General features: G+C 49.4%; 21 protein-coding genes. 6 read left to right on the top strand and 15 right to left on the bottom strand.

Features of this window, described 5'->3' with window-relative positions:
- Window positions 1-41: 41 nt before the first annotated feature.
- Together KNQ15_RS10775 and KNQ15_RS10770 are read right to left on the bottom strand one after the other, a co-directional pair.
- The gene (locus KNQ15_RS10775; RefSeq protein ID WP_214729342.1) at window positions 42-563 is read right to left on the bottom strand and encodes an NUDIX hydrolase; all 522 of its coding nucleotides are present in this window, start codon (window positions 561-563) and stop codon (window positions 42-44) included.
- 18 nt (window positions 564-581) lie between these two features.
- Window positions 582-1,076: an LURP-one-related/scramblase family protein gene (locus KNQ15_RS10770; RefSeq protein WP_214729340.1), complete on the bottom strand. Its 495-nt coding sequence runs from the start codon at window positions 1,074-1,076 to the stop codon at window positions 582-584.
- Window positions 1,077-1,306: 230 nt separating this feature from the next.
- On the opposite strand from KNQ15_RS10770, the gene KNQ15_RS10765 reads away from it, so the two are divergent.
- Complete coding sequence (locus KNQ15_RS10765; RefSeq protein ID WP_047394909.1) at window positions 1,307-2,302, top strand: tRNA dihydrouridine synthase; 996 nt, start codon at window positions 1,307-1,309, stop codon at window positions 2,300-2,302.
- Between the two features lie 45 nt (window positions 2,303-2,347).
- On the opposite strand, the gene KNQ15_RS10760 is transcribed toward KNQ15_RS10765, so the two are convergent.
- The 4 genes from KNQ15_RS10760 to KNQ15_RS10745 form a co-directional block, all read right to left on the bottom strand.
- The gene (locus KNQ15_RS10760; protein WP_214729338.1) at window positions 2,348-2,860 is read right to left on the bottom strand and encodes an SF0329 family protein; all 513 of its coding nucleotides are present in this window, start codon (window positions 2,858-2,860) and stop codon (window positions 2,348-2,350) included.
- A gap of 31 nt (window positions 2,861-2,891) precedes the next feature.
- Window positions 2,892-5,651, bottom strand: a complete 2,760-nt coding sequence (locus KNQ15_RS10755) for a glycoside hydrolase family 3 protein (RefSeq protein WP_214729336.1) — start codon at window positions 5,649-5,651, stop codon at window positions 2,892-2,894.
- A gap of 16 nt (window positions 5,652-5,667) precedes the next feature.
- Window positions 5,668-6,747, bottom strand: coding sequence for an alpha/beta hydrolase (locus KNQ15_RS10750; protein ID WP_251137666.1), 1,080 nt, complete (start codon window positions 6,745-6,747; stop codon window positions 5,668-5,670).
- A 177-nt stretch (window positions 6,748-6,924) separates the two neighbouring features.
- The gene (locus KNQ15_RS10745) at window positions 6,925-8,112 is read right to left on the bottom strand and encodes a DUF4317 domain-containing protein (protein WP_035395462.1); all 1,188 of its coding nucleotides are present in this window, start codon (window positions 8,110-8,112) and stop codon (window positions 6,925-6,927) included.
- A 233-nt stretch (window positions 8,113-8,345) separates the two neighbouring features.
- Between KNQ15_RS10745 and tnpB the strand changes: the two genes are divergently transcribed.
- From tnpB to KNQ15_RS10720, 5 genes are all read left to right on the top strand, one after another.
- Window positions 8,346-9,518: an IS200/IS605 family element RNA-guided endonuclease TnpB gene (gene tnpB / locus KNQ15_RS10740; RefSeq protein WP_214729334.1), complete on the top strand. Its 1,173-nt coding sequence runs from the start codon at window positions 8,346-8,348 to the stop codon at window positions 9,516-9,518.
- A 216-nt stretch (window positions 9,519-9,734) separates the two neighbouring features.
- The gene (locus KNQ15_RS10735) at window positions 9,735-10,355 is read left to right on the top strand and encodes an HNH endonuclease family protein (RefSeq protein WP_483299355.1); all 621 of its coding nucleotides are present in this window, start codon (window positions 9,735-9,737) and stop codon (window positions 10,353-10,355) included.
- 15 nt (window positions 10,356-10,370) lie between these two features.
- The gene (locus KNQ15_RS10730) at window positions 10,371-10,610 is read left to right on the top strand and encodes a hypothetical protein (RefSeq protein WP_214729330.1); all 240 of its coding nucleotides are present in this window, start codon (window positions 10,371-10,373) and stop codon (window positions 10,608-10,610) included.
- Window positions 10,611-10,750: 140 nt separating this feature from the next.
- Complete coding sequence (locus KNQ15_RS10725) at window positions 10,751-10,918, top strand: hypothetical protein (protein ID WP_214729328.1); 168 nt, start codon at window positions 10,751-10,753, stop codon at window positions 10,916-10,918.
- A 27-nt stretch (window positions 10,919-10,945) separates the two neighbouring features.
- Window positions 10,946-11,320, top strand: a complete 375-nt coding sequence (locus KNQ15_RS10720) for a hypothetical protein (protein WP_214729326.1) — start codon at window positions 10,946-10,948, stop codon at window positions 11,318-11,320.
- Between the two features lies 1 nt (window position 11,321).
- Here KNQ15_RS10720 and KNQ15_RS10715 read toward each other — a convergent pair whose 3' ends face one another.
- From KNQ15_RS10715 to walK, 9 genes are all read right to left on the bottom strand, one after another.
- Window positions 11,322-11,798 (bottom strand): GNAT family N-acetyltransferase, encoded by a 477-nt coding sequence (locus KNQ15_RS10715; protein WP_214729324.1) that lies wholly within the window; start codon window positions 11,796-11,798, stop codon window positions 11,322-11,324.
- Window positions 11,799-11,823: 25 nt separating this feature from the next.
- Window positions 11,824-12,582: a hypothetical protein gene (locus KNQ15_RS10710; protein WP_214729322.1), complete on the bottom strand. Its 759-nt coding sequence runs from the start codon at window positions 12,580-12,582 to the stop codon at window positions 11,824-11,826.
- Window positions 12,583-12,699: 117 nt separating this feature from the next.
- Window positions 12,700-13,179 carry a 23S rRNA (pseudouridine(1915)-N(3))-methyltransferase RlmH gene (gene rlmH, locus KNQ15_RS10705; RefSeq protein ID WP_023469837.1) on the bottom strand — a complete coding sequence of 160 codons (480 nt, stop codon included), beginning with the start codon at window positions 13,177-13,179 and terminating at the stop codon, window positions 12,700-12,702.
- 72 nt (window positions 13,180-13,251) lie between these two features.
- On the bottom strand, window positions 13,252-13,413 hold the full coding sequence (locus KNQ15_RS10700) for a CxxH/CxxC protein (RefSeq protein ID WP_023469838.1): 162 nt from the start codon (window positions 13,411-13,413) through the stop codon (window positions 13,252-13,254).
- A 145-nt stretch (window positions 13,414-13,558) separates the two neighbouring features.
- Entirely contained in the window at window positions 13,559-14,848 is a 1,290-nt protein-coding gene (locus KNQ15_RS10695; RefSeq protein WP_075643188.1) for a S1C family serine protease, read from the bottom strand.
- Window positions 14,849-14,954: 106 nt separating this feature from the next.
- The gene (locus KNQ15_RS10690; protein WP_023469840.1) at window positions 14,955-15,746 is read right to left on the bottom strand and encodes an MBL fold metallo-hydrolase; all 792 of its coding nucleotides are present in this window, start codon (window positions 15,744-15,746) and stop codon (window positions 14,955-14,957) included.
- A 10-nt stretch (window positions 15,747-15,756) separates the two neighbouring features.
- Window positions 15,757-16,593: a two-component system regulatory protein YycI gene (locus KNQ15_RS10685; protein WP_023469841.1), complete on the bottom strand. Its 837-nt coding sequence runs from the start codon at window positions 16,591-16,593 to the stop codon at window positions 15,757-15,759.
- 6 nt (window positions 16,594-16,599) lie between these two features.
- Window positions 16,600-17,916 carry a two-component system activity regulator YycH gene (yycH, locus tag KNQ15_RS10680; protein WP_023469842.1) on the bottom strand — a complete coding sequence of 439 codons (1,317 nt, stop codon included), beginning with the start codon at window positions 17,914-17,916 and terminating at the stop codon, window positions 16,600-16,602.
- The gene (gene walK / locus KNQ15_RS10675; RefSeq protein WP_055969786.1) at window positions 17,913-19,763 is read right to left on the bottom strand and encodes a cell wall metabolism sensor histidine kinase WalK; all 1,851 of its coding nucleotides are present in this window, start codon (window positions 19,761-19,763) and stop codon (window positions 17,913-17,915) included. The genes yycH and walK overlap by 4 nt, the downstream gene beginning before the upstream one ends.
- Window position 19,764 lies beyond the last annotated feature (1 nt).

Raw genomic sequence — 19,764 nt, 5'->3', positions numbered from 1 at the left:
CCAAGCAATAAGCCCTTCCGAATTACCGGAAGGGCTTATTTTTATGTCTCGTTATGCGCGCCGTAACTATGGCGAAGGGCAAACAACAGTCGAATCAATGATTCATGATAACCGATGAACCATCCTTCTTTGATCCCGTTAACGATCGCTTCTTCTGTCATCCAAGCGACGCGTTGGACTTCTTCTTCCTGCAACGTCAGCGTCGTCAAATCCACTTCCTGCTCGACGAGATAATAATCATCAAAACCGATCTCAAACGGGATCGTTAAATGGGGACGGACACCTGTGAAATCGATATCGAGTCCAAGCTCTTCCGACAGTTCACGTTGCGCTGCCATCTGACTCGTATCCCCGCTGACTGCACTGCCTCCGACCGTCAGATCCCACATGTTCGGCCAACCAGATTTGAACGGTTGCCGTTGTTGGACGAGCATCTCTCCTTTGGCGTTAAAGACACAGACGTGAATCGTCATGTGATAATCGCCGGCTGTATGTGGCGTTCCCCGTGTCCAGAGCCGTCCTGTTTTCTTACGATCTGCTGTGTATACGTCCCACTGTTCCATCCTAAATCATGCCCCTTTTTAATCAATGAAAGATGTAGAGTTCGAACTTTCCTCCGCCTTGACGCAATCAATCGCGATGACAAGGGCAATCAATAACTCTTCCATCGATTCATCTTCGACTTCAATCATGTACTGGTCGGTCCAAGAAATCCATTTCTTCTGCACGCGACCAATCCGTTGCCCTTGTTGTAAGATTTCAAAATCAACATCCCACCAGTCGCCCGTCACTTCGAATTGATCCGAGTTGATTGTATAGCGGTCCTTGAAGAACGTGAACTCTTTAATGATTTCAAACGATTGCCCTGCTGCTTCGACATAAAAGACCGGTCGGAAACTGAACGTCTTCTTCGTGATTTCCGCGACTTCCTCTCCATCTCGGTTCGTCACGCTGAACGACTTCGGAAGTTTCATGAAACTGCCCTCGATGTGATAGGCGTCGTGCCCTGCCTCGTCTTGAATCGAGAATCGTCCACGTAAACTAAACGCCTTTTCTTTCATATAGAGTGTATGCATCCCGGTCTCCTCCTTTAGGGTATAGTCTCATTTACGCGATCATCGACGGAAAAGATTCAATATCTGGAAACTATCTCCGTCCAACTTTCTCTTATTTCCTTCATTCCCTCCTGCATCTAGTGAATCGCATCCCTCACTTGCACTTTTTAGCCAGAGCGCTTAAAGTGTATAGTTGATGAAATTCTTTAACCACACATGTGCATTACCTTAAGGAAAGGGTTTAATATACTATGAAAAAGAACTTTTGGCAGGACTTACCACGACCATTTTTCGTCTTAGCACCGATGGAAGACGTCACCGACGTCGTCTTCCGCCACGTCGTCGCAAAAGCGGCGCGTCCGGACGTCTTCTTCACGGAATTTACGAATACAGAAAGCTATTGTCATCCGAAAGGCAAACAGAGCGTCCGCGGACGTCTTGAGTTCACGGAGGATGAACAACCAATGGTTGCTCACATTTGGGGCGACAAACCGGAATATTTCCGCGAAATGAGCATCGGCATGGCAGAGATGGGCTTTAGCGGGATCGACATCAACATGGGCTGTCCCGTCCATAACGTTGCTGTTAACGGTAAAGGCTCCGGTTTGATCAATCGTCCGGAAGTCGCAGCTGAACTGATTCAAGCTGCAAAAGCGGGCGGTCTCCCGGTCAGCGTCAAAACACGTCTCGGTTATACGAAGGTCGAAGAGTGGCACGATTGGTTGCGCCACATCCTCGAGCAAGATATCGCGAATCTCTCGATTCACCTCCGGACACGTAAAGAGATGAGCGCCGTTCCAGCGCACTTCGAATTGATTCCGGAAATCAAGAAGTTACGTGATGAAATCGCACCACAGACGTTACTGACGATCAACGGGGATATCAACGATCGCCAACACGGTCTTGAACTCGTCGAGAAATACGGTGTCGACGGTGTCATGATCGGTCGCGGGATCTTCCACAACCCGTTTGCGTTCGAAGTCGAGAAAAAAGAACATTCGAGCCAAGAACTCCTCGATTTGTTACGTCTGCAGCTTGATCTGCACGATCATTACTCAACTCAATTCGAGCCACGTCTCTTCAAGCCATTACGCCGGTTCTTCAAGATTTACGTCCGTGGATTCCGTGGCGCGAGTGAACTGCGGGTCAAATTGATGGAGACGAACTCAACGGACGAAGTGCGCGCTTTACTCGACGCCTTCGTTGAAGAAGAAGGTATTCACGAGGTCAACTCGTTTTCAATCTAACAGCAAAGCACGCCTCCTCGGCTTGAGGAAGCGTGCTTTTTGGTGTCACCAGTGTTCGACGGTTTGCCGCGCATCCGCACACCATTTTTCAAAGTCAGACTGATGCGTCAGCGACAGGAAACGTCGTTTGCCGAGTCGCCGATCGAGCCGTGCGATGCCGCGGATGAAAGGATGTGGATGAACGAGCGCTTGTTCAAACGCAAGGTTCGGGTACTGCAACAAGTCCTGTTGCATCTCGTAGTTCTCTAGATACCCGTCTTGTTTGACCTGTCGTTCGATCTCAGCGGATAACGCATGCGACTGCTTCAACCAGTCGGACTGCCATAACGATCCGGCTGGTTTTTCCGGTAACTGTGCAGCTTGTACTGCATAACGCCGCTCGACTTCCCGCTCGAAGTGAAAGTCGTCTGCTCCGAGAATCTCTTCTCCTTCAAACGTCATCCAGACGCGACTAGGACTGTCTTGAATCCGGTAGACGGCTGCATGAAAAGCAATCCGCCCCTGTAACGACGGGGCGAGTAGTTGCTCGACCCGTTTTTTGATGATGGAAAACTGCACGCAATCCGTCCTTTCCGTCCGGCTAATATGATTAGCCGTTCTTCATATGAAACGATTCCGCAAGCGTGAACGTCAACTCTTTTAACTCGAGACCACCGAGTGCAAAGTAGAGTTTCAGATAGTTGTGTGGGTTGAAGACGAAGACGTCCTTCGTCTGACTGACCCACTCACCGTTCGTTCCGTTGAAGGTGAAGGTCGCGACCGGCATGTTGTTCGCAAACAACGTCACCGGCATCTGTGCCAGTTCACTAGCATTCGAACGTGCCGTCAACGTGACCTGATACATCCCTGTCTCTTCTGCCGTGACAGCGAAGACGTGACTGCTGCCTGTCGTCGTCGTGACGTCCGTTAACGGGAAGGCATCTCCACTGACGAGACGTTGGTGTGAGACGGCTTGATCTTCGAGCGTCTCTTCTTCGACCGGTGCCCCGAGGACCTCAATCGATGTTGCTGTTCCCATCACGCGGTCCATGACTGGTGAACGCAACAGGAACTGACAGATGTTCGCGGCACTCCGCAGTAACTCGGAACGTCGAAGTGTCCCGTCAGCGAGAGCCGTCAACGTATCATCCTCGAATGGATTCGTTCCTGGTTCACCGACGACCATGTAGAGATCGTTTTGCGAACGGACCATCGTCGCCGTTTGTTGACGGTTTGCTTCCAAACCTTCGGCGTTGATCTTCGCCCACCAGTCCGTCATGACGATTCCGTCAAAGCCCCATTCATCGCGCAAGATGCGTGTGTTCTGATCGTATAAGCCGGCAGTCCAGATGCCATTGACGGCACCGTACGTCGTCATGATCGAGTATGCTTTCCCTTCCTTAACTGCCATCTCGAACCCTTTCAAGTACAACTCACGTAACGCCCGTTCTGATACGATCGAATCCAGATCATGCCGGTGGAACTCTTGGTTGTTGGCACTGAAGTGCTTCAACGTTCCCGTCACACCAACCCGGTGCATCCCGTCGAGCTGTGCCACGGCCATTTTTCCAGTCAGATACGAATCTTCCGAGAAATACTCGAAGTTCCGTCCGTTGAGTGGATGACGGTGGAGGTTCATCCCGGGTCCAAGCAACGTATCAATCTCGTTCTTCCGTAACTCAAGACCTGTCATCTCAAATAGATCGGCAATCAACGTTGTGTTGAACGTCGAAGCAAGCAACGTTCCGTTCGGTAACGAGAAGGCTTTCGTTCCGATGTCCATCCGGATCCCGGACGGACCATCTGCACAACAGCCTGCCGGGATACCGAGTGCTTCGAGTTCTGTCGTCACGCCACCAAAGGCGCCCGCCGTTCCCGGTGTAACGCGCGGTGAGTTCATCCCTTCCCCCCGGACGATTGCTGCGAGATCCGCATTCGTCAATTGATCGAGGAACGTCTCGAGCGTAACACGCTCTTCTTTGACGTCGCGTAACTTCCAACCGGCATCTTCTGCCCGTGTCCGTTCAACGGGACGCTCCTGTTGACGGCGTTGTTCCGGATCGATCGTCCGCAGTGGTGTCGCTTCATACGTTACCGTATATCCTGTTTCGGTCGCTTGTGGTTTGATGCGTTTAAACGCCGTCACCGGTGCCATGTTCTCCGTTAAGACGTCCGTGACGTTAAGCGTCTCGACGGAATGGCTTGCGACTGGAACCGCCGACCGGACGTCCGTTCCGAGATAGAGCTGATACGTGCCAGGTTCGATGACATAAGACGATTTATGCCCGGTGACACCACTATCGTCATAACTCGCAAACGAGGCGAACGGTACGACGAGTGTGAGAGATTCTTGCTCGCCTGGTGCGAGTTCTTTTGTCTTGCCGAACGTCACGAGTTGACGCGTCGGGTTCCCGAGTTGTCCTTGTGGTTTCTCGAGATAACCTTGTACGACTTCCTTCCCGCTCGTCTGACCGGTATTCGTCACCGTCGCTGTAACCGTCCAAGCATCAGCTGACGTCGTCACGTCTGTCGTCAGGTCGAACGACGTATACGATAATCCATAACCGAACGGATACAAGACTGCTTCCGGTGCGAACGTCTCGAAATAACGGTACCCGACATAGATGTCTTCTTGATACAGCGCACGATCCGCATGACCGAAGTGTGGTGTTGACGGATAATCATCGAGTGAACGAACGATCGTATCTGGTAGTTTCCCTGACGGCGAGACACGGCCGAGCAAAAGATCACTCAGTCCAGTTCCGCCTTCCATCCCTCCTTGCCACGCGTAAAGGACAGCACTTGGCGCCGTCTCTTCGACCCAGCGCATATCGATGATATTCCCGACGTTCAAGACGACCACAGTTTGTTTGAAGTGTGTCGTCACGAGTCGGAGCATCTCCTGTTCCGTCTCCGTTAAAAAATAACTCCCTGGATCCGCCGTATTGTCGCGGTCTTCTCCAGCCGTGCGACCAATCATGATCAAGGCAACATCGGAGTCAAGCGCTGCTTGCTGAACGAGTGTCGCGTCAAGCGGCATCTCTTCTTGCGACCACGGCTCGGCTGCCCAGCCTTCACCTTGGTCAAACGGATGGTCTTCAAGCCACGTCTCGTACGCCTTGAGGACGTCTGCGTTCAACGTCACGTCTTCGCGTAGCATGTCGAGCGGACTGACGACGTTCGTAACGTTGACCATTCCGCCTGATCCTGTTCCACTTTTATAGTAGTTGAACTGATTACGTCCGAAGACAGCGACCGTCGATGCGGGTTGTAACGGGAGCACACCATCATTTTGTAAGAGGACCGCCCCTTCTGCGACGGTTTGTCGTGCGAGTTTTGTATAGGCTTGCCAATCGAGCGTGTATGTCATGTGTCATCCACCTTTGTTAGTTAGTTTGAAAAAAAAGTCGTTTTAAGTCTTTCGCGATTTCGTCTAAGCTGTCTTCGGCTTGCGGATACAGACCGAGTTTATCAAGAAAGGCATGTTCCATCCCCCGATACTGGAGATAGCGAGTCTTGACGCCGGCACGTGCGAGCTTTTTCGCATATGCTTCTCCTTCAAGACGTAAGTAATCAAACTCTCCTGTAATGACGAGTGCTTCTGGTAAATCGGTGAGCGTCGCGAACAATGGCGAGATTCGTGGATCCTTCGAATCGCTTTCTTGGACATACCATTGCTCGAGGATACCCTCTTCATCTTGCAGCGATAAAATGATCCGTTCGAGTAGCTCGGGTTCCGTTTGTCGGTCGTATGCCTCAAGCGTCCAGTCATATTCCGAATTTGGATGTTCACTGACATTAACGACTGGATAATACAAAACTTGATAGCGAATGTAAGGCGTCGGACGCTCACGGTCGAGCAGACAACAGACCGTCGCTAAGTTCCCACCCGCACTATCGCCAGCGACAGCAATCGCACTTGGATCGATTCCGAGTCGATCGGCGTATTCAACTGCCCAATCGATTGCTACATGACAATCCTCGAGCCCTATCGGAAACGGATGCTCTGGCGCCAATCGGTAGCCGACCGACAAGACGGCGACGTTCCCCTTATCGGCTAATGCCTTACATGGATTCTCGACCGTCTCGAGCGTGCCACCGAAAAAACCACCGCCATGGAAATAGACGACGAGCGGGAGCGGACGCGCCGCTTCCGGACGATACAACCGTGCTTCGATCTTGGTGCCGGGTCTTGGAATCGCAAAGACGTCTGTTGCAATCTGTCGGGTCGTCACGTCTTCGTTGTTCCACCCCATGCCAGCACGCGCTAATTCAACTGGCGATGCCCCTTCTGGAATCGAGACCGATGGACGCTGCGTGAGGACGACCTCACGGACACGCGGATCGAGTGTTCCCGGGGTCGAGACGTCAGGAATTGCCTTATCGACGATTTCAAGTCCGTCTTGATGAATCGATGAACAATTTCGTAACGTTCGTAGCAAATCTTGCATCGATATGGTAGACAAATGGATCGCTTCCTTTCTGTTCAAACAGTTATCGAAAGCGCTTTCGATAACCACCAAAAAAATTTTCGAATGCCTCTTTTTCAAAAAAGAGACCGCTTACATCACAATATACCTGTCTTTGACAGGAGAAGCAAATGTTTCACCTAAAAAAATCAGCGCAGTCGCCTGCGCTGATCCTCATCGTAATTGTTCTTGTGAAACGATCGTAAAGCCATCGATGACCGTGTCTTCCTCGACCTCGATCAACAAGCAGCGTTTTCCTTGGTAGTTGACTTGTTTGACGTACTTCAAGTCTTGCGGACTGATCGCGATGTTCGCGACCTTCGTATTGATTTTAATCGATTTCGCTTCATAGTTCGGGACGATGTTACTCGCCTTCATCTCGTATGTCGGATCGTCGACGACCGTCTTAAACGCCCGTTCGACCTGCTCCGTGCTGACGTCTTCGACACCGCTTGCCTTGAGGACACGCTCGACTTCCTGGACGTCGAGCATCGGTACTTCTTCTTCATCCTGATCCTCTTCGACGACGATCAACTGATTGATGTTTTCATAGACACCGGCTAACGTCTTCGTATCCATCGATTCACCGACGACCGATTTGACGATCTCCTCGAAGATCGCTTTATCCTCATCTGCCGTGACGATCGGTTGACCGTTCAAGACATTTTCAAGGAAGCCGAAATCCGGTTTATTCGGTTTACCCGCCGCATACAAAACATGATTGACGTCTGCTGCATTGTCGGTAAAGGTCGGGAAGAGAAATCCACCAATCGGCGACGCCAGTTTGATGACCGGATTGATGAATAAGTTCGACTTGAATTCGCGTTCGACAAAATCAAAGACGAGCGATTGTTTCGGTAACTCCGTTAAGTTAAGGCTACCGAGGATGAACGGCGTCGTATAGACGTCGTCATTCGGATCGATCTCTGTCTCATCCGCTTGGCGTTTTGTTGTTTTATAGTATTGTCCGCGAATGAACGTGACGACGAGGTCATTCTCGTACTGGACGTCTTGAACCATCTTCAACGCCATCGTCTGCATCTGTTCGACCCAGTCCTCCGGCTCTTCCGCATACAGTCCTTCATAAAGGAGCTGTTGCGTATGACCCGTCTCTCCTTCTTCCGGATGGGTGAACTTGACCTCGAACAGCTTGACGTCGAGTTTTCCACCTAGTACTTTCTTGAAGTTCGCAAGAAACAGCTCCTGTTGTTCCGGATCAAGCAACGGAAACGGTCGGGCTTCCTCATGATAGATTTCGCTCGTCTCTTTTCGGATATAGACGTTATAGATTTCATGGATTTTTAGTAAATCGGCATCCATCTTGAAGTGACGACGGATGTCGGCGATGTCTTTTTTATTCATGCATACCAGCTCCTCAAATCATTAAAATCCTGCTTCCTGAAAAGCGTACCATATGCGAGATGACCCGACATCTTTTCGAAGGATTTGATTAGCTTTAGAACACCTTAAATCCTAAGATCAGACTCTTCTATCTAAATTAAGCGAGAGTACTCCCACTTCTAATCGAAGTGAAAGTGGGAGGTGAATCGCCTCCCTTCCTTTCGGGTATAAACCTTTCATAGGAGGTGAAAATCATGTTGAAGCATAAGACATACAAATTCAGTATATACCCGACAAAAGAGCAGGAAATCCTGATTGCGAAGACCTTTGGTTGTTCGCGCTTCGTATTCAACTACTTTTTAGCGAAGTGGGATGAGACGTATAAAGTGACAGGCAAAGGATTGTCTTACGGTTCTTGTTCGAAAGAAATTCCGATGCTGAAGCAAGAGTTTGACTGGTTGAAAGAAGTCGATAGCCATTCGCTTCAATCGAGTGTCAAACACCTGACCGATGCGTATGACCGCTTCTTCAAGAAGCAGAACGAACGGCCTCGATTCAAATCGAAGCGTAATCCCGTCCAATCCTACAAAACCAATATCGAGAAGAAGAACCAACTTCCCGAAGTTTCAATCGTTGGCAGCAAGCTCAAACTTCCTAAGCTGAAGTGGGTGCGTTTTGCCAACTCGAGGCAGATAGAAGGACGAATCTTGAACGCCACAATCCGACGTAACGCTTCAGGGAAATACTTCGTTTCCCTGCTCGTCGAGCAGGAGATCCACGAACTGCCGAAGACGGGTTCGTCCATCGGCGTCGATGTCGGGTTGAAGCACTTTGCCATCCTGTCGGACGGCACGGTGTATAAAAACGATCGCTACTTCCGAAGGCTTGAGAAGAAGCTCGCGCGGGAGCAACGCAAGCTCTCTCGACGTCAGCGCATGGTCTTGGCTAAGAAAGTTAAGCTGTCCGAGGCGACGAACTACCAGAAGCAGAAACGAAAGGTCGCCCGCATCCATGAAAAGATTGTCAACAAGCGAACCGACTTCCTGCACAAGGTATCTACCGAGATCGTCAAAAACCACGACGTCATCGGAATCGAGACCTTGCAGGTGAAAAACATGCAGAAGAACCGCAAGTTGAGCAAGTCCATCTCCGAGGTCAGTTGGTCAGCGTTCTTCCGCATGCTGGAGTATAAGGCAGGATGGTACGGAAAGACTGTCGTGAAGATTGGGAAGACCTTCGCATCTAGCCAACTGTGCTCGAGTTGCGGTCATCAACACAAAGACGTGAAACATCTTGCCTTGCGTGAATGGACATGCCCGAGTTGTGGTGTCCACCACGACCGTGATGTGAACGCAGGACTGAATCTTAAACAAGAAGCCGAACGTATCCTAGCTTCTTCAACCGTCGGGACGACGGGGTTAGCCTGATTACGTTTCAACCGATAGGTCGGATCACTCAGGAATCCTCTATCTCTAAGCAAAGCGTAGGTGGAGGTAGTTCAAATAATGACAAAAGTTTAATTTTTATAACATTTACACGATATTTATTTTCTCCTAAATAAGTGATGCCATACTAAAAATTGTGAAGGGTGTCTTCACATCATCTCGTCTCATACATAGGAGGAATGACACGTGTTCAAAGCCATCAAGTCCATCGTCATCACTGCGCTCGTCTGCCTGACCGCTTTCCAATTCGATACGACATCCGTTTCCGCACTGCCCTCAGGGATCTCATCGAAAGCGACGGCACAGTCTCAACTCGATGCCTTAACGGTTAAAACAGAAGGCAGCATGACCGGTTATTCGCGTGATTTGTTCCCGCACTGGATCAGTCAAGCAAGCGGCTGTGATACACGACAAGTCGTCTTAAAACGTGACGCTGATTCATATGTCGGATCGTGTCCCGTTACATCTGGTTCTTGGTATAGTTACTATGACGGACTGACATTCACGAACCCGTCTGACCTCGACATCGATCACGTCGTACCGCTTGCCGAAGCATGGCGTTCAGGAGCAAGCAGCTGGACGACGACGACACGTCAAGCGTTCGCAAACGATTTAACAGGTCCGCAATTGATTGCTGTCTCTGCAAGCTCGAACCGTTCAAAAGGGGATCAGGATCCGTCGACATGGAAGCCGACACGAGCAGGTGCGAGCTGTGCCTACTCGAAGATGTGGATCAATACGAAGAGTCGGTGGAACCTCAGCTTACAGTCGAGTGAAAAAACTGCCTTACAAACGATGTTGAACACATGTACATACTAAAAAGGAGTCGATTCGATGGAAACGAAAATCTCTACTTTTACCGCCACACATGGTGTCATGACGCAAGAAGTCGGTGTCATCAGCGGTGAAATCGAACTCCGGACGACCTGTCAGGAGGACGGAACGTTGGAACTGAAGATTGCTTACGTTGGAGCGATAGACGTCTATACGTTACCCGGTAGTTATCGTGTCCATGACGTCCGGGATCATGACGTCATCCATCAGATGCTCGTCAATGTACTAGAGCGAACATAATGAAAAACAGACGCTGTCCAAGTCAATGGACGGCGTCTGTTTTCGTTCTACATATTCAAAATCAGATTATCATTATTTACTAAAGCATGCGTCTTATCTGACGTTCTATCCGGTATAGTGAAAACAACGTCATTATCCGTTTGGGAGGAATACTTCATGCGAAACGTTTGATCCCAACCGGCGTCATCTTAAGTGGTGCAGGTCTCTATATGGCACTAGAAAGACACGTGCCTGCGTTACTCGTTACCGGCATCATCATGCTATTTGGTTTCGTTATCGGTATCATCACGAAAGAAAAGTCGGAATAATCCATAGATCCAGTCAGGAGGATAACTATGATTCAACAATTCATCGAGGAACAGCAGTCACACAATACTATTGGCGGGTTTATCGCTAAGTCTGTCGACCCGATCCTCACCCACGTCAATCCATCGCGTTTACAAGACAGCGATCTTGTACTATTGATTCAAGCTGATCAATCGATTGTTGTCTCTTTCGCTAATTCACAAGATCAATCAGATTGGACGCCACTATCACGAGAGCAGATTCATCAATCGAAAAGCCTACTCGCACCTAAAACATGCTATTTCAAAATTAAGTACGGTGAATATGCCGGAACCTATTTGATTTCACCAGATTTGATTGTGAATGATCAATTCAAGAGTGAGAAAGATTATTTAGAAGTTCTAACATCAACAACGAATATGTAACTCATAGATGTTTTATCAAAATGAATTCGTCTTTAATCGGAACTCCCTTTTCATTGTACAACGGGATTTCCGGTTTTATTTTGCGTGCAAGGTCCACGGCATTCGGAATCACTTTTGATACTGTATATCCCCGATGTTGATAAAAACGTATCGCATGCTCATTATCATTCGTCGTAACGAGTGTCAGCAAGTTACATTGTTGCTGTGTTGCCTTTTCCTCTATCACTTGCATCAATCGTGAACCAATTCCTTTACCTTCTTCAAGACTATCCAGTGAAATGATTTCGCACGTCTGCGAAGTAATATGATAGGTAATCAGTCCAATGATTTCATGATCATCGTTCTTGGCATAAAACCCATCTAACAGACTGCAATCATGAACACCTGTCGACGTTACCATTTGCGAACTACCCCAGTGCTTGGTAAAAAAGGCTTTAACCTGACTACGTGTTTCCTCTTCAATGACCTGAATAATCATTATGTCCTCCATTCATTTTTAATGTTTATTCTATGTAACGATTCCAAGTTAAATATTCATCTAAGTCTTTCCACGTTAATAGCGTATATGGAGTTCCCGCCTCTAATTTTATAGAGACATTTTCTGCTATCACTTTTATACGTTTAGCTGGATCGTCTCTTTTTCCTGCAGGATAAACAGCTACTTTATCAAATAATAACTCTCCATCTGCTTGCATTTCTGTCCTGAAATCTAACAGATCGATTTGATCTTTTGAAGGAATTTCTTTCCCTATCCAATCACATATTTCAAAAAGAGGATATCGATCCTTCGTCCATTGTTCAATGATTTCGATAACCTTAAGAATCATGAAATCACCTGATGGTAACTGATAACTGATTGCATCACCGGTCTTTAAATTTGTTTCAGCTATGAATCTCTTTGGTACTTTTTTGGCTTGTGGCTGAGGAGAGTTAAGTTTCTCCTTCAATTTATAAAGGATGACTTCGCGTTTCTTTTTCAATTTAGGATCTTCTTCCCAACGATCAAGGTCAACACCACTATCAATGATACGCAATGCCTCACTTTTCACTTCATCTTGAAGTCTTCCTAATTTCCATTGTATTAAGGCAAAAGATAACCAAAAAGCTGTAATTTCTTCATCGTCTATCTCATCTAGGTATTCTTCAATAACAACTTTCGTTGCTTCTTCATTCGTAAAGTTGTCGCCTAATAAATCCTTATATCTAAAGCTAATATCTTCTGCTATGTCATCAGACAATATCGCTACTCCCCAAGCTCCCATCTATTCTCCACCTCCATGATTTTCATGTCCTTTTTATTAATCGAAATATTGACTTATAAAAAAAGCATCAAAGACATTTAGGATGTGCTTTGACGCTTCAGAATGATATTCATACGTTTACTTATGATACGGTTCATTCCGATTAATTCGGTACGCCCGATAAATCTGTTCACAGAGGATCATCTTCATCAATTGATGCGGGAATGTCATCTTGGAAAACGAGATTGTATCATTCGCACGCTGCATCACTTCTGGTGCAAGACCGAGCGATCCACCGATGACGAAAGCAATTTTGCTCTTACCGTATGTCGCGAGTTGATCGAGTTCTTTTGCGAACTGTTCGCTTGTCCGTTGTTTTCCTTCGATAGCAAGTGCAAGCACATGAACATCCGGTCCGATCTTCGCTAAAATCCGTTCACCCTCTTTTTTCTTCACTTGTGCCATCTCCGCTTCACTCAACTGCTCCGGTGCCTTTTCGTCCGCGACCTCGATTTCTTGGATCGAACAGTAGGCGCCGAGACGCTTCGTATATTCAGCGATGCCTTGCTTCAAATACTTCTCTTTTAGCTTTCCGACTGTAATGATGGTAATTTGCATCTTTTTTCTCGCTTTCTGACAGAAAATTCAGGAGTTATCCACAGAGTTATCCACAAATCCACATGTTGATATTTATTTTTTGCTTGACACAAGATATGTTGCCGGTGCGTCACAGTATTCACACGTGATGTTTTTTTCTGGATTTAGCTGATCGAGAATCGGGTATTGTTCTGTTTCATCCACGATTTCGTCAAGCGCGAGCTCGACATGTTCTAAACAAACGTACTTATCCACAGGTGGTCTCCTCCTTTCACTTATCCACATTTATCCGCTTCCAGTATAACAAATATCGACCTTCCTGACCGAAAAAGCCGCAGGTTTCCTTACTCAAAAAAACCATCCACAGGTCGGACCTGTGGATGGTTTTTTAGGTGATGCCTTATTGAACAGTTGGTGACTGAGCCGACAACTTCACATCTGCTGTCTGTTTTTCACCGCCACGATAGAACGTGACTTTGACTGTTTCACCGACTTTTGCATCCCGGTAGAGGACACTTTTTAGATCGGCGAACGATGCAATCGCTTTTCCGTTGATCTCGACGATGACATCGTTTGCCTTCATTCCCGCTTTTTCGGCTCCACTGTTACGTGTCAGACCAACGACGACGATTCCTTTCGTGACATCATTCGGTAATTTCAGACGATCTTCGCGATATCCGCTTGGGAATTCCTGCACGTCACGAATCTGGATCCCGAGCTGTGGACGAACGACTTCACCATTTTGCTCGAGGTCACGCATGATTGGTAACGCTTCGTTGATCGGAATCGCAAATCCGACTCCTTCGACACTTGCTTCTGCAATCTTCATCGAGTTGATTCCGATCAATTGACCGGCTGTGTTAATGAGCGCTCCACCGGAGTTCCCCGGGTTGATCGCTGCATCGGTTTGAATGACTTCTGTATTGAAGTCTTGCTGTCCATCCTTGTTCGTATCGACTGGAACCGTCCGTTCCTGTGCACTGATGACACCGCGTGTGACGGAGTTCGCGAAGATTCCGAGTGGGTTTCCGATCGCAAGCACCGTCTCACCGGCACGTAACGTATCCGAATCCCCGAGTTTTGCGACTTGTGTCACTTTCGATGAATCAATCGACAAGACCGCTAAATCGTACGTCGGATCTTCCCCGAGGACTTTTGCCTCGAGTGCTGTTCCGTCGGATAACGTGACAGACAAGCGGTTCGCCCCTTCAACGACGTGGTAGTTCGTAACGACGTAGGCTTTATTGCCGTCTTTTTTATAGATGACGCCGGACCCTGCACCCGTTTCCTGATCGGTTCCTTGGAACGAGCTCTGAAGGTTCGTCACGCTCACGACGGCTTCCTTCGTCTTACCGACTGCACCGACGATGTCGGCTTCATCCTCTGTCGTCTGTGTCGCAGTCTGTTCCGCTGTCGTCGACGAAACCGGAGTCGGACTCGTCATCTCATCGCGGACGAACGGCCACGCGACGAGAGCAATCAACAAGGCTCCGACGATTCCGCCGATCAGACCGACGAAAAAGGCTTTTCCGGCACCGCGACGACGCGGTGGTTCTGGTTGTTCTTCATATGGTTCACGATAAGGGCTGACCGGTTCGCTCGTTGCCGGCTGACGGGGCGGGAAGCCGCTCTCATCGGATGACTGTTCGTATCGTTCGGATTCGTTCCGTGGTTCTTCGGGTCGATCCATCGACATACGCCTCCTTTATGACTCTCTTTACACAAGTATACCCCCATCACGTGGCAAGTGAGCCAAATGTGGGGGTCTTTTGAGCATATTCAGTAATTTCCCATAATCAAAGCTTCAGGAGCGGCGTCGGAATGACCGGATCCGTGTCGAGAAGCTGAATCTTACTCAGATCGACGTCACGGCTCGCGAGCGTCTGGGAGACACTCATCCGGGCGAGTTCCTTCATGTTGTTGTCCTTGCTCAAGTGGGCCATGTGGATGCGTTTCGTCCGGTCATCGAGGACCTCGCTCATCGCGATTGCGGCGTCCTCGTTCGAGACGTGTCCGTAATCGCCAAGAATCCGTCGTTTGACGCTCCACGGGTAATGTCCCATCTGGAGCATGCCGATATCATGGTTCGCTTCAAAGATATAGGCATCAGCGCCCCGAATGACACCTTTCATCCGGTCCGAGACGTATCCGGTATCCGTGATGTGTGCCAACCGTTTTCCTTCATGAGCGAACTGAAAGAACATCGGATCTGCTGCATCATGACTGACGTTGAATGATTCGACTTCGATGTCACCGAACTGCTTGACCTCTCCGACTTCCCAGAGGAACTTCAGCGCCGGATCAATCTTGCCGATCTTCGCTTCCATCGCTGCCCACGTCTTTTCATTCGCATAGAGCGGGATATTGTACTTCCGTGCCATGATGCCGACGCCTTTGATATGGTCGGAGTGCTCATGGGTGACGAACAGACCATCGATGCCATGCGGCGACCGGTCAATCTGGTCGAACAAGGCGAGCATCGCCTTGCCAGTCAGTCCCGCGTCGACGAGCAAGCGGGTCTGTTCACTTTCGATATAGAGGGCGTTCCCCGTCGAGCCACTGGCCATGACGCTGTAGTGTAGGCTCATCGTGCATTCCTCATTTCTCTGAGACTGTATCCAATCGTTCGACGGTCTGGACGCCGCCGTCAATCGCATTGACGAAGTAGACTTCTTCATTGTCGAGCTCGATTTGCCACGTTGGCGGCAGGATTTGAACGGATTCCGTGCCTTCCGTGACGAGACAGAAATAACCGAGCTTGTGACTCGTCAACCGTTTTGATGCCGGGAATAAACCTTGCTCCGACAACTGGACGATCGCTTCACTTGCTGATAACAACGTCACGTCCTGTGCTTGCCGGACGACCTTGTTCAAGTGGCGTTGTTTGTAGCTGACGATTTCCTTCGCATCGTTGAGCTGCAAGACGAGCAGGGACGGTCCAATCATCGCATCGTCCTCACGTGACTGCTGTGGTGTCGAATAGAGTGGTTGTCCCTTATACGTCTGAACGAATGTCATCTCCTGATACTTACTATCATACTTCCAAAATGTATATTCGGCACCATATCGAACTGATGCTTGAACGAACGATGAAGCAGAATCCCGCATCGTCTTCGCATCGAGTCGATACGGTTTCGTCAACCGGACCGACCACTCGACATCGTTCTTGACGGAGGCGACCGCGTCACGAATCGGTGAACTCGCGAGTGGCGCTAGCGTCCGCGCATCGACTTCGGCTGTTAAATAGCCGATGTCTCGCGTAACCGGTTGTAGCTTTTTCTCATCGATTTGACGATCCTTCAAGATCGATTTACCGGTCGCACTCGTCGCGACGATCCGCGGCTCGACCATCCGGTCCATCAATTGAATGGCGAGGTAGACGTTCAGGATCAAAAAGGTCAGCATCAATAAGGTCTTCGCTTTACTCCAGTCCATTCATCCTCACCCCTCATTCCCGACAGCTTGATTGATCGATTGCCAGACGCCATCGATTTTGATGAACCACGTCGGCTCAAAGACGGCATAGCGGCTCGTTGAAATCTTATACGTCATCTCATATCCAATCCGGATTCCACTGATCTCTTTTAAGAGGTCAGCACGACTCAGACGTTCGAGAACCGTTTCAACAGCTGGCACCGTTTCTTCCCGAAGGATGAGCTTCCGCTTCGCTCGGAGCATGCTACGACTGAGCGACCGGACTTGGTTCTCCTCATACATGATCTTCAGTGTCGCGAGATCGAACTTCGTCTGTTCGAGCAGCGGACCACTCTCCCCAAATACCGGATACCGGTTCAGATACAATCGGAACGTCGCCGTCTGTTCCTCACTCTTTTTACTCATCTGATCAAAGTAATACCGGAAACCACTACGCTGGGTATCTTGATCGAGCCAGCCCCCATGAATGTTGACATAGCTGACGAGCGTGCTGTAATCGACCGTCGAGCTTTGCGTATTCGGCGATAATGTATTGAAACGATACACATTATAGTTTCGGTCATACGTCGAAACGCTGACGCCGTCCGTTAAGACGTCGAGATCATCCCGACTCTTGATTTGCTGGACGTTCGAGTTCTCGGCAAAAAAGGCACTCCGAATGCGGTCGAGTGGTTTCGGCGATTGCCCGACCTCGTCATAGACGAAGACTTGCTCTAGTCGCGTCGTACCGCTCGCGACATACGTATAATCGCCACCTTTGAGTTCGACGCGTGTCATCGGTTTTTTCTTATCATGCGCGAACAGTCGCTTCAGAACCGTCTCATCGCCGACGAGCTTGAAGTCCTTCAGGCGACCGGTCGCCGACTCGAGACGGAGGATTGGTCCATCATAATCGAGTAAATAGAGTCGTTTGATCGGTTCCGAGAAGGCGATCTGTTTTTCTCCGAGTAACTCTTCAAGAATCGTCGCACTGATCGGTGTCGGGAAGATCATCTCGACACTCCGGTCACCGACCGGGATGTTGTTCGCTTTATCCGTCAAGACGAGGACACCGATGTTAAACGACGCACCGATTCGGTTAAGGAAGGTCCGACCGATGATTTGTGTCTGATAGATCCCTTCCTGGTCCGAATAGACGAGTAGTTCCGGGTTGATCAGTTGGTTGCTTTCAATCGTCTTTGAGGCATCGATCTCGTTGAACGAGACCTGTTCCCGCTCGATTGATTCACTGCTTGGATGATAGGTCCAGAGCATCGCTGTCTGAGCGATCGAACCGGCGACAAGTAGGACGAGTAACAGCGAACTCCAGTGTTGTTTCTTCATCCGGCATCCACCTCTTCGATCACCTCATACGGAAGCGTGAAGTAAATCGTCGTGCCGCGTCCCCATTCACTTTCTGCCCAGATGTCGCCACCATGTGCCGAAACGACGTCTTTTGCGATCGACAGACCAAGACCGGTGCCGCCGATTTTACGGGCACGGGCTTTATCGACACGATAGAAGCGTTCGAAGATTTTTTGGAGATTCGCTTTCGGGATTCCGACACCTTCATCCTTGATGCTGATGACGATCCGTTTTGCCCGGAGCATCGTCCGGACGGTGATCGTTCCGCCTTCCGGTGAGTACTTGATTGCGTTCGTCAGGATGTTGTCTGCGACTTGGATCAATTTATCCTGATCCCCACGGATATAGACTTTCCGCTTCATGATCTTACGACGAAAACGAATCCGTTCCGGCTTCGTCATGTCATGCCGATCGAGAATCTCATTCAGGAACTGAATGTAATCGAAGCGGACCTTGTTCATCTTGTATTCCTTACTGTCCATCTTCGACAGTTGTAAGAGATCGGTGACGAGGCGGATCATCCGCTCCGTCTCATTTTGTGTCGTCTCAAGGAAACGCGGTGCGAGTTCCTCGTCCTGATACGCGCCTTCTGCCAAGGCTTCAAGATAGCTGCGCATCGTCGTCAGCGGTGTCCGGAGCTCGTGACTGACGTTCGCGACGAATTCGCGACGATCCTGTTCGACTTGCTCCTGTTCCGTGACGTCATGCAGGACGACGATCATCCCGGTTATTGGACCACTGTGTTTCTTGACGGGCGAGAAGAATGCCCGGACGAGGAACAGTTCATCCTCACTACTGAAATCAAGTAGACGCGGTGGCATCGTACCGTCTTCCGGAATCATGAAATCATCACCAAGTGCCAGTAAGTCCTTCAAGTTCGTGCCGACGACGCTCGCATCATCCGCACCGACGATATCCTTCGCTTGATCGTTCATCAAGATGACGCGCAGCGTCCGGTCCGTCGCGATGACGCCATCGGTCATATTCTCTAGGACACTCGTCAACTTCCGCCGTTCAGCTTCCGTCGTCGCGTTCGCTTCGAGTAGCTCATCCGTCAATTCGTTGAACGAACGAGCGAGCTGACCGATCTCATCGTCCGAATAGACCTTAACCTTCCGCGAGAAGTTCCCGCGTCGCATCTCGATCGCTTGACGCCGCATATCGGAAATCGGGCGCGTGATCGTCCGCGACAGCAAGACACCAAGAATCGACGTGATGACGAGAGCGATGACCGTTCCGGTCGCAAGAATCCGCGTGACCTGTTGCATCTGCGAATAGATCGACTCCATCGAGGCGCGGACATAAATCATACCGGTCGTGACACCATCTCGTTCCGAAGTGACCGGTACGGCAAAGATTCGGATCTTATCCTCTGATTCCGGATCAAGCACGGTGTCCGTCCGGGTCGAGCTCGTTGCCTGTGCTTTTTTAATCAATGAATTCGTCGCCCGTTGTCCGACTGCTGATTGGTTCTCGTTATCCGACGTTGCCTGGATGATTGAGTCCTGGTCGATGATCTGGACTTCGAGGATGTCGTTCCTTGAGGTGGAGCCATTACTAAACTCAGACAGCAGTTGCCCTAGTGATTGGGACAACTGCCGTTTGGAGGCTTCATCATCGCCTGTTTTATCGAATTCCTTCCCGACGTTATAGGCGACAAGACCTGCCCGGTCCTCGACCGACTTCGAGAAGTTCGTAATGTACTGCTTTTCAAGGGAACGAACGAAATAGACGCCAATGACCTGCATCGCCACTAAGATCAATAAGGCATAGATGACGACGAGTTTCCATTGGATGGATTTAAAGAAGTTCGTTCCTTTTAACATC

The organism is Exiguobacterium sp. s168 (assembly GCF_018619035.1).
Lineage (GTDB): Bacteria > Bacillota > Bacilli > Exiguobacteriales > Exiguobacteriaceae > Exiguobacterium_A > Exiguobacterium_A acetylicum.
This window is presented reverse-complemented; position numbering and strand designations above follow the sequence as displayed.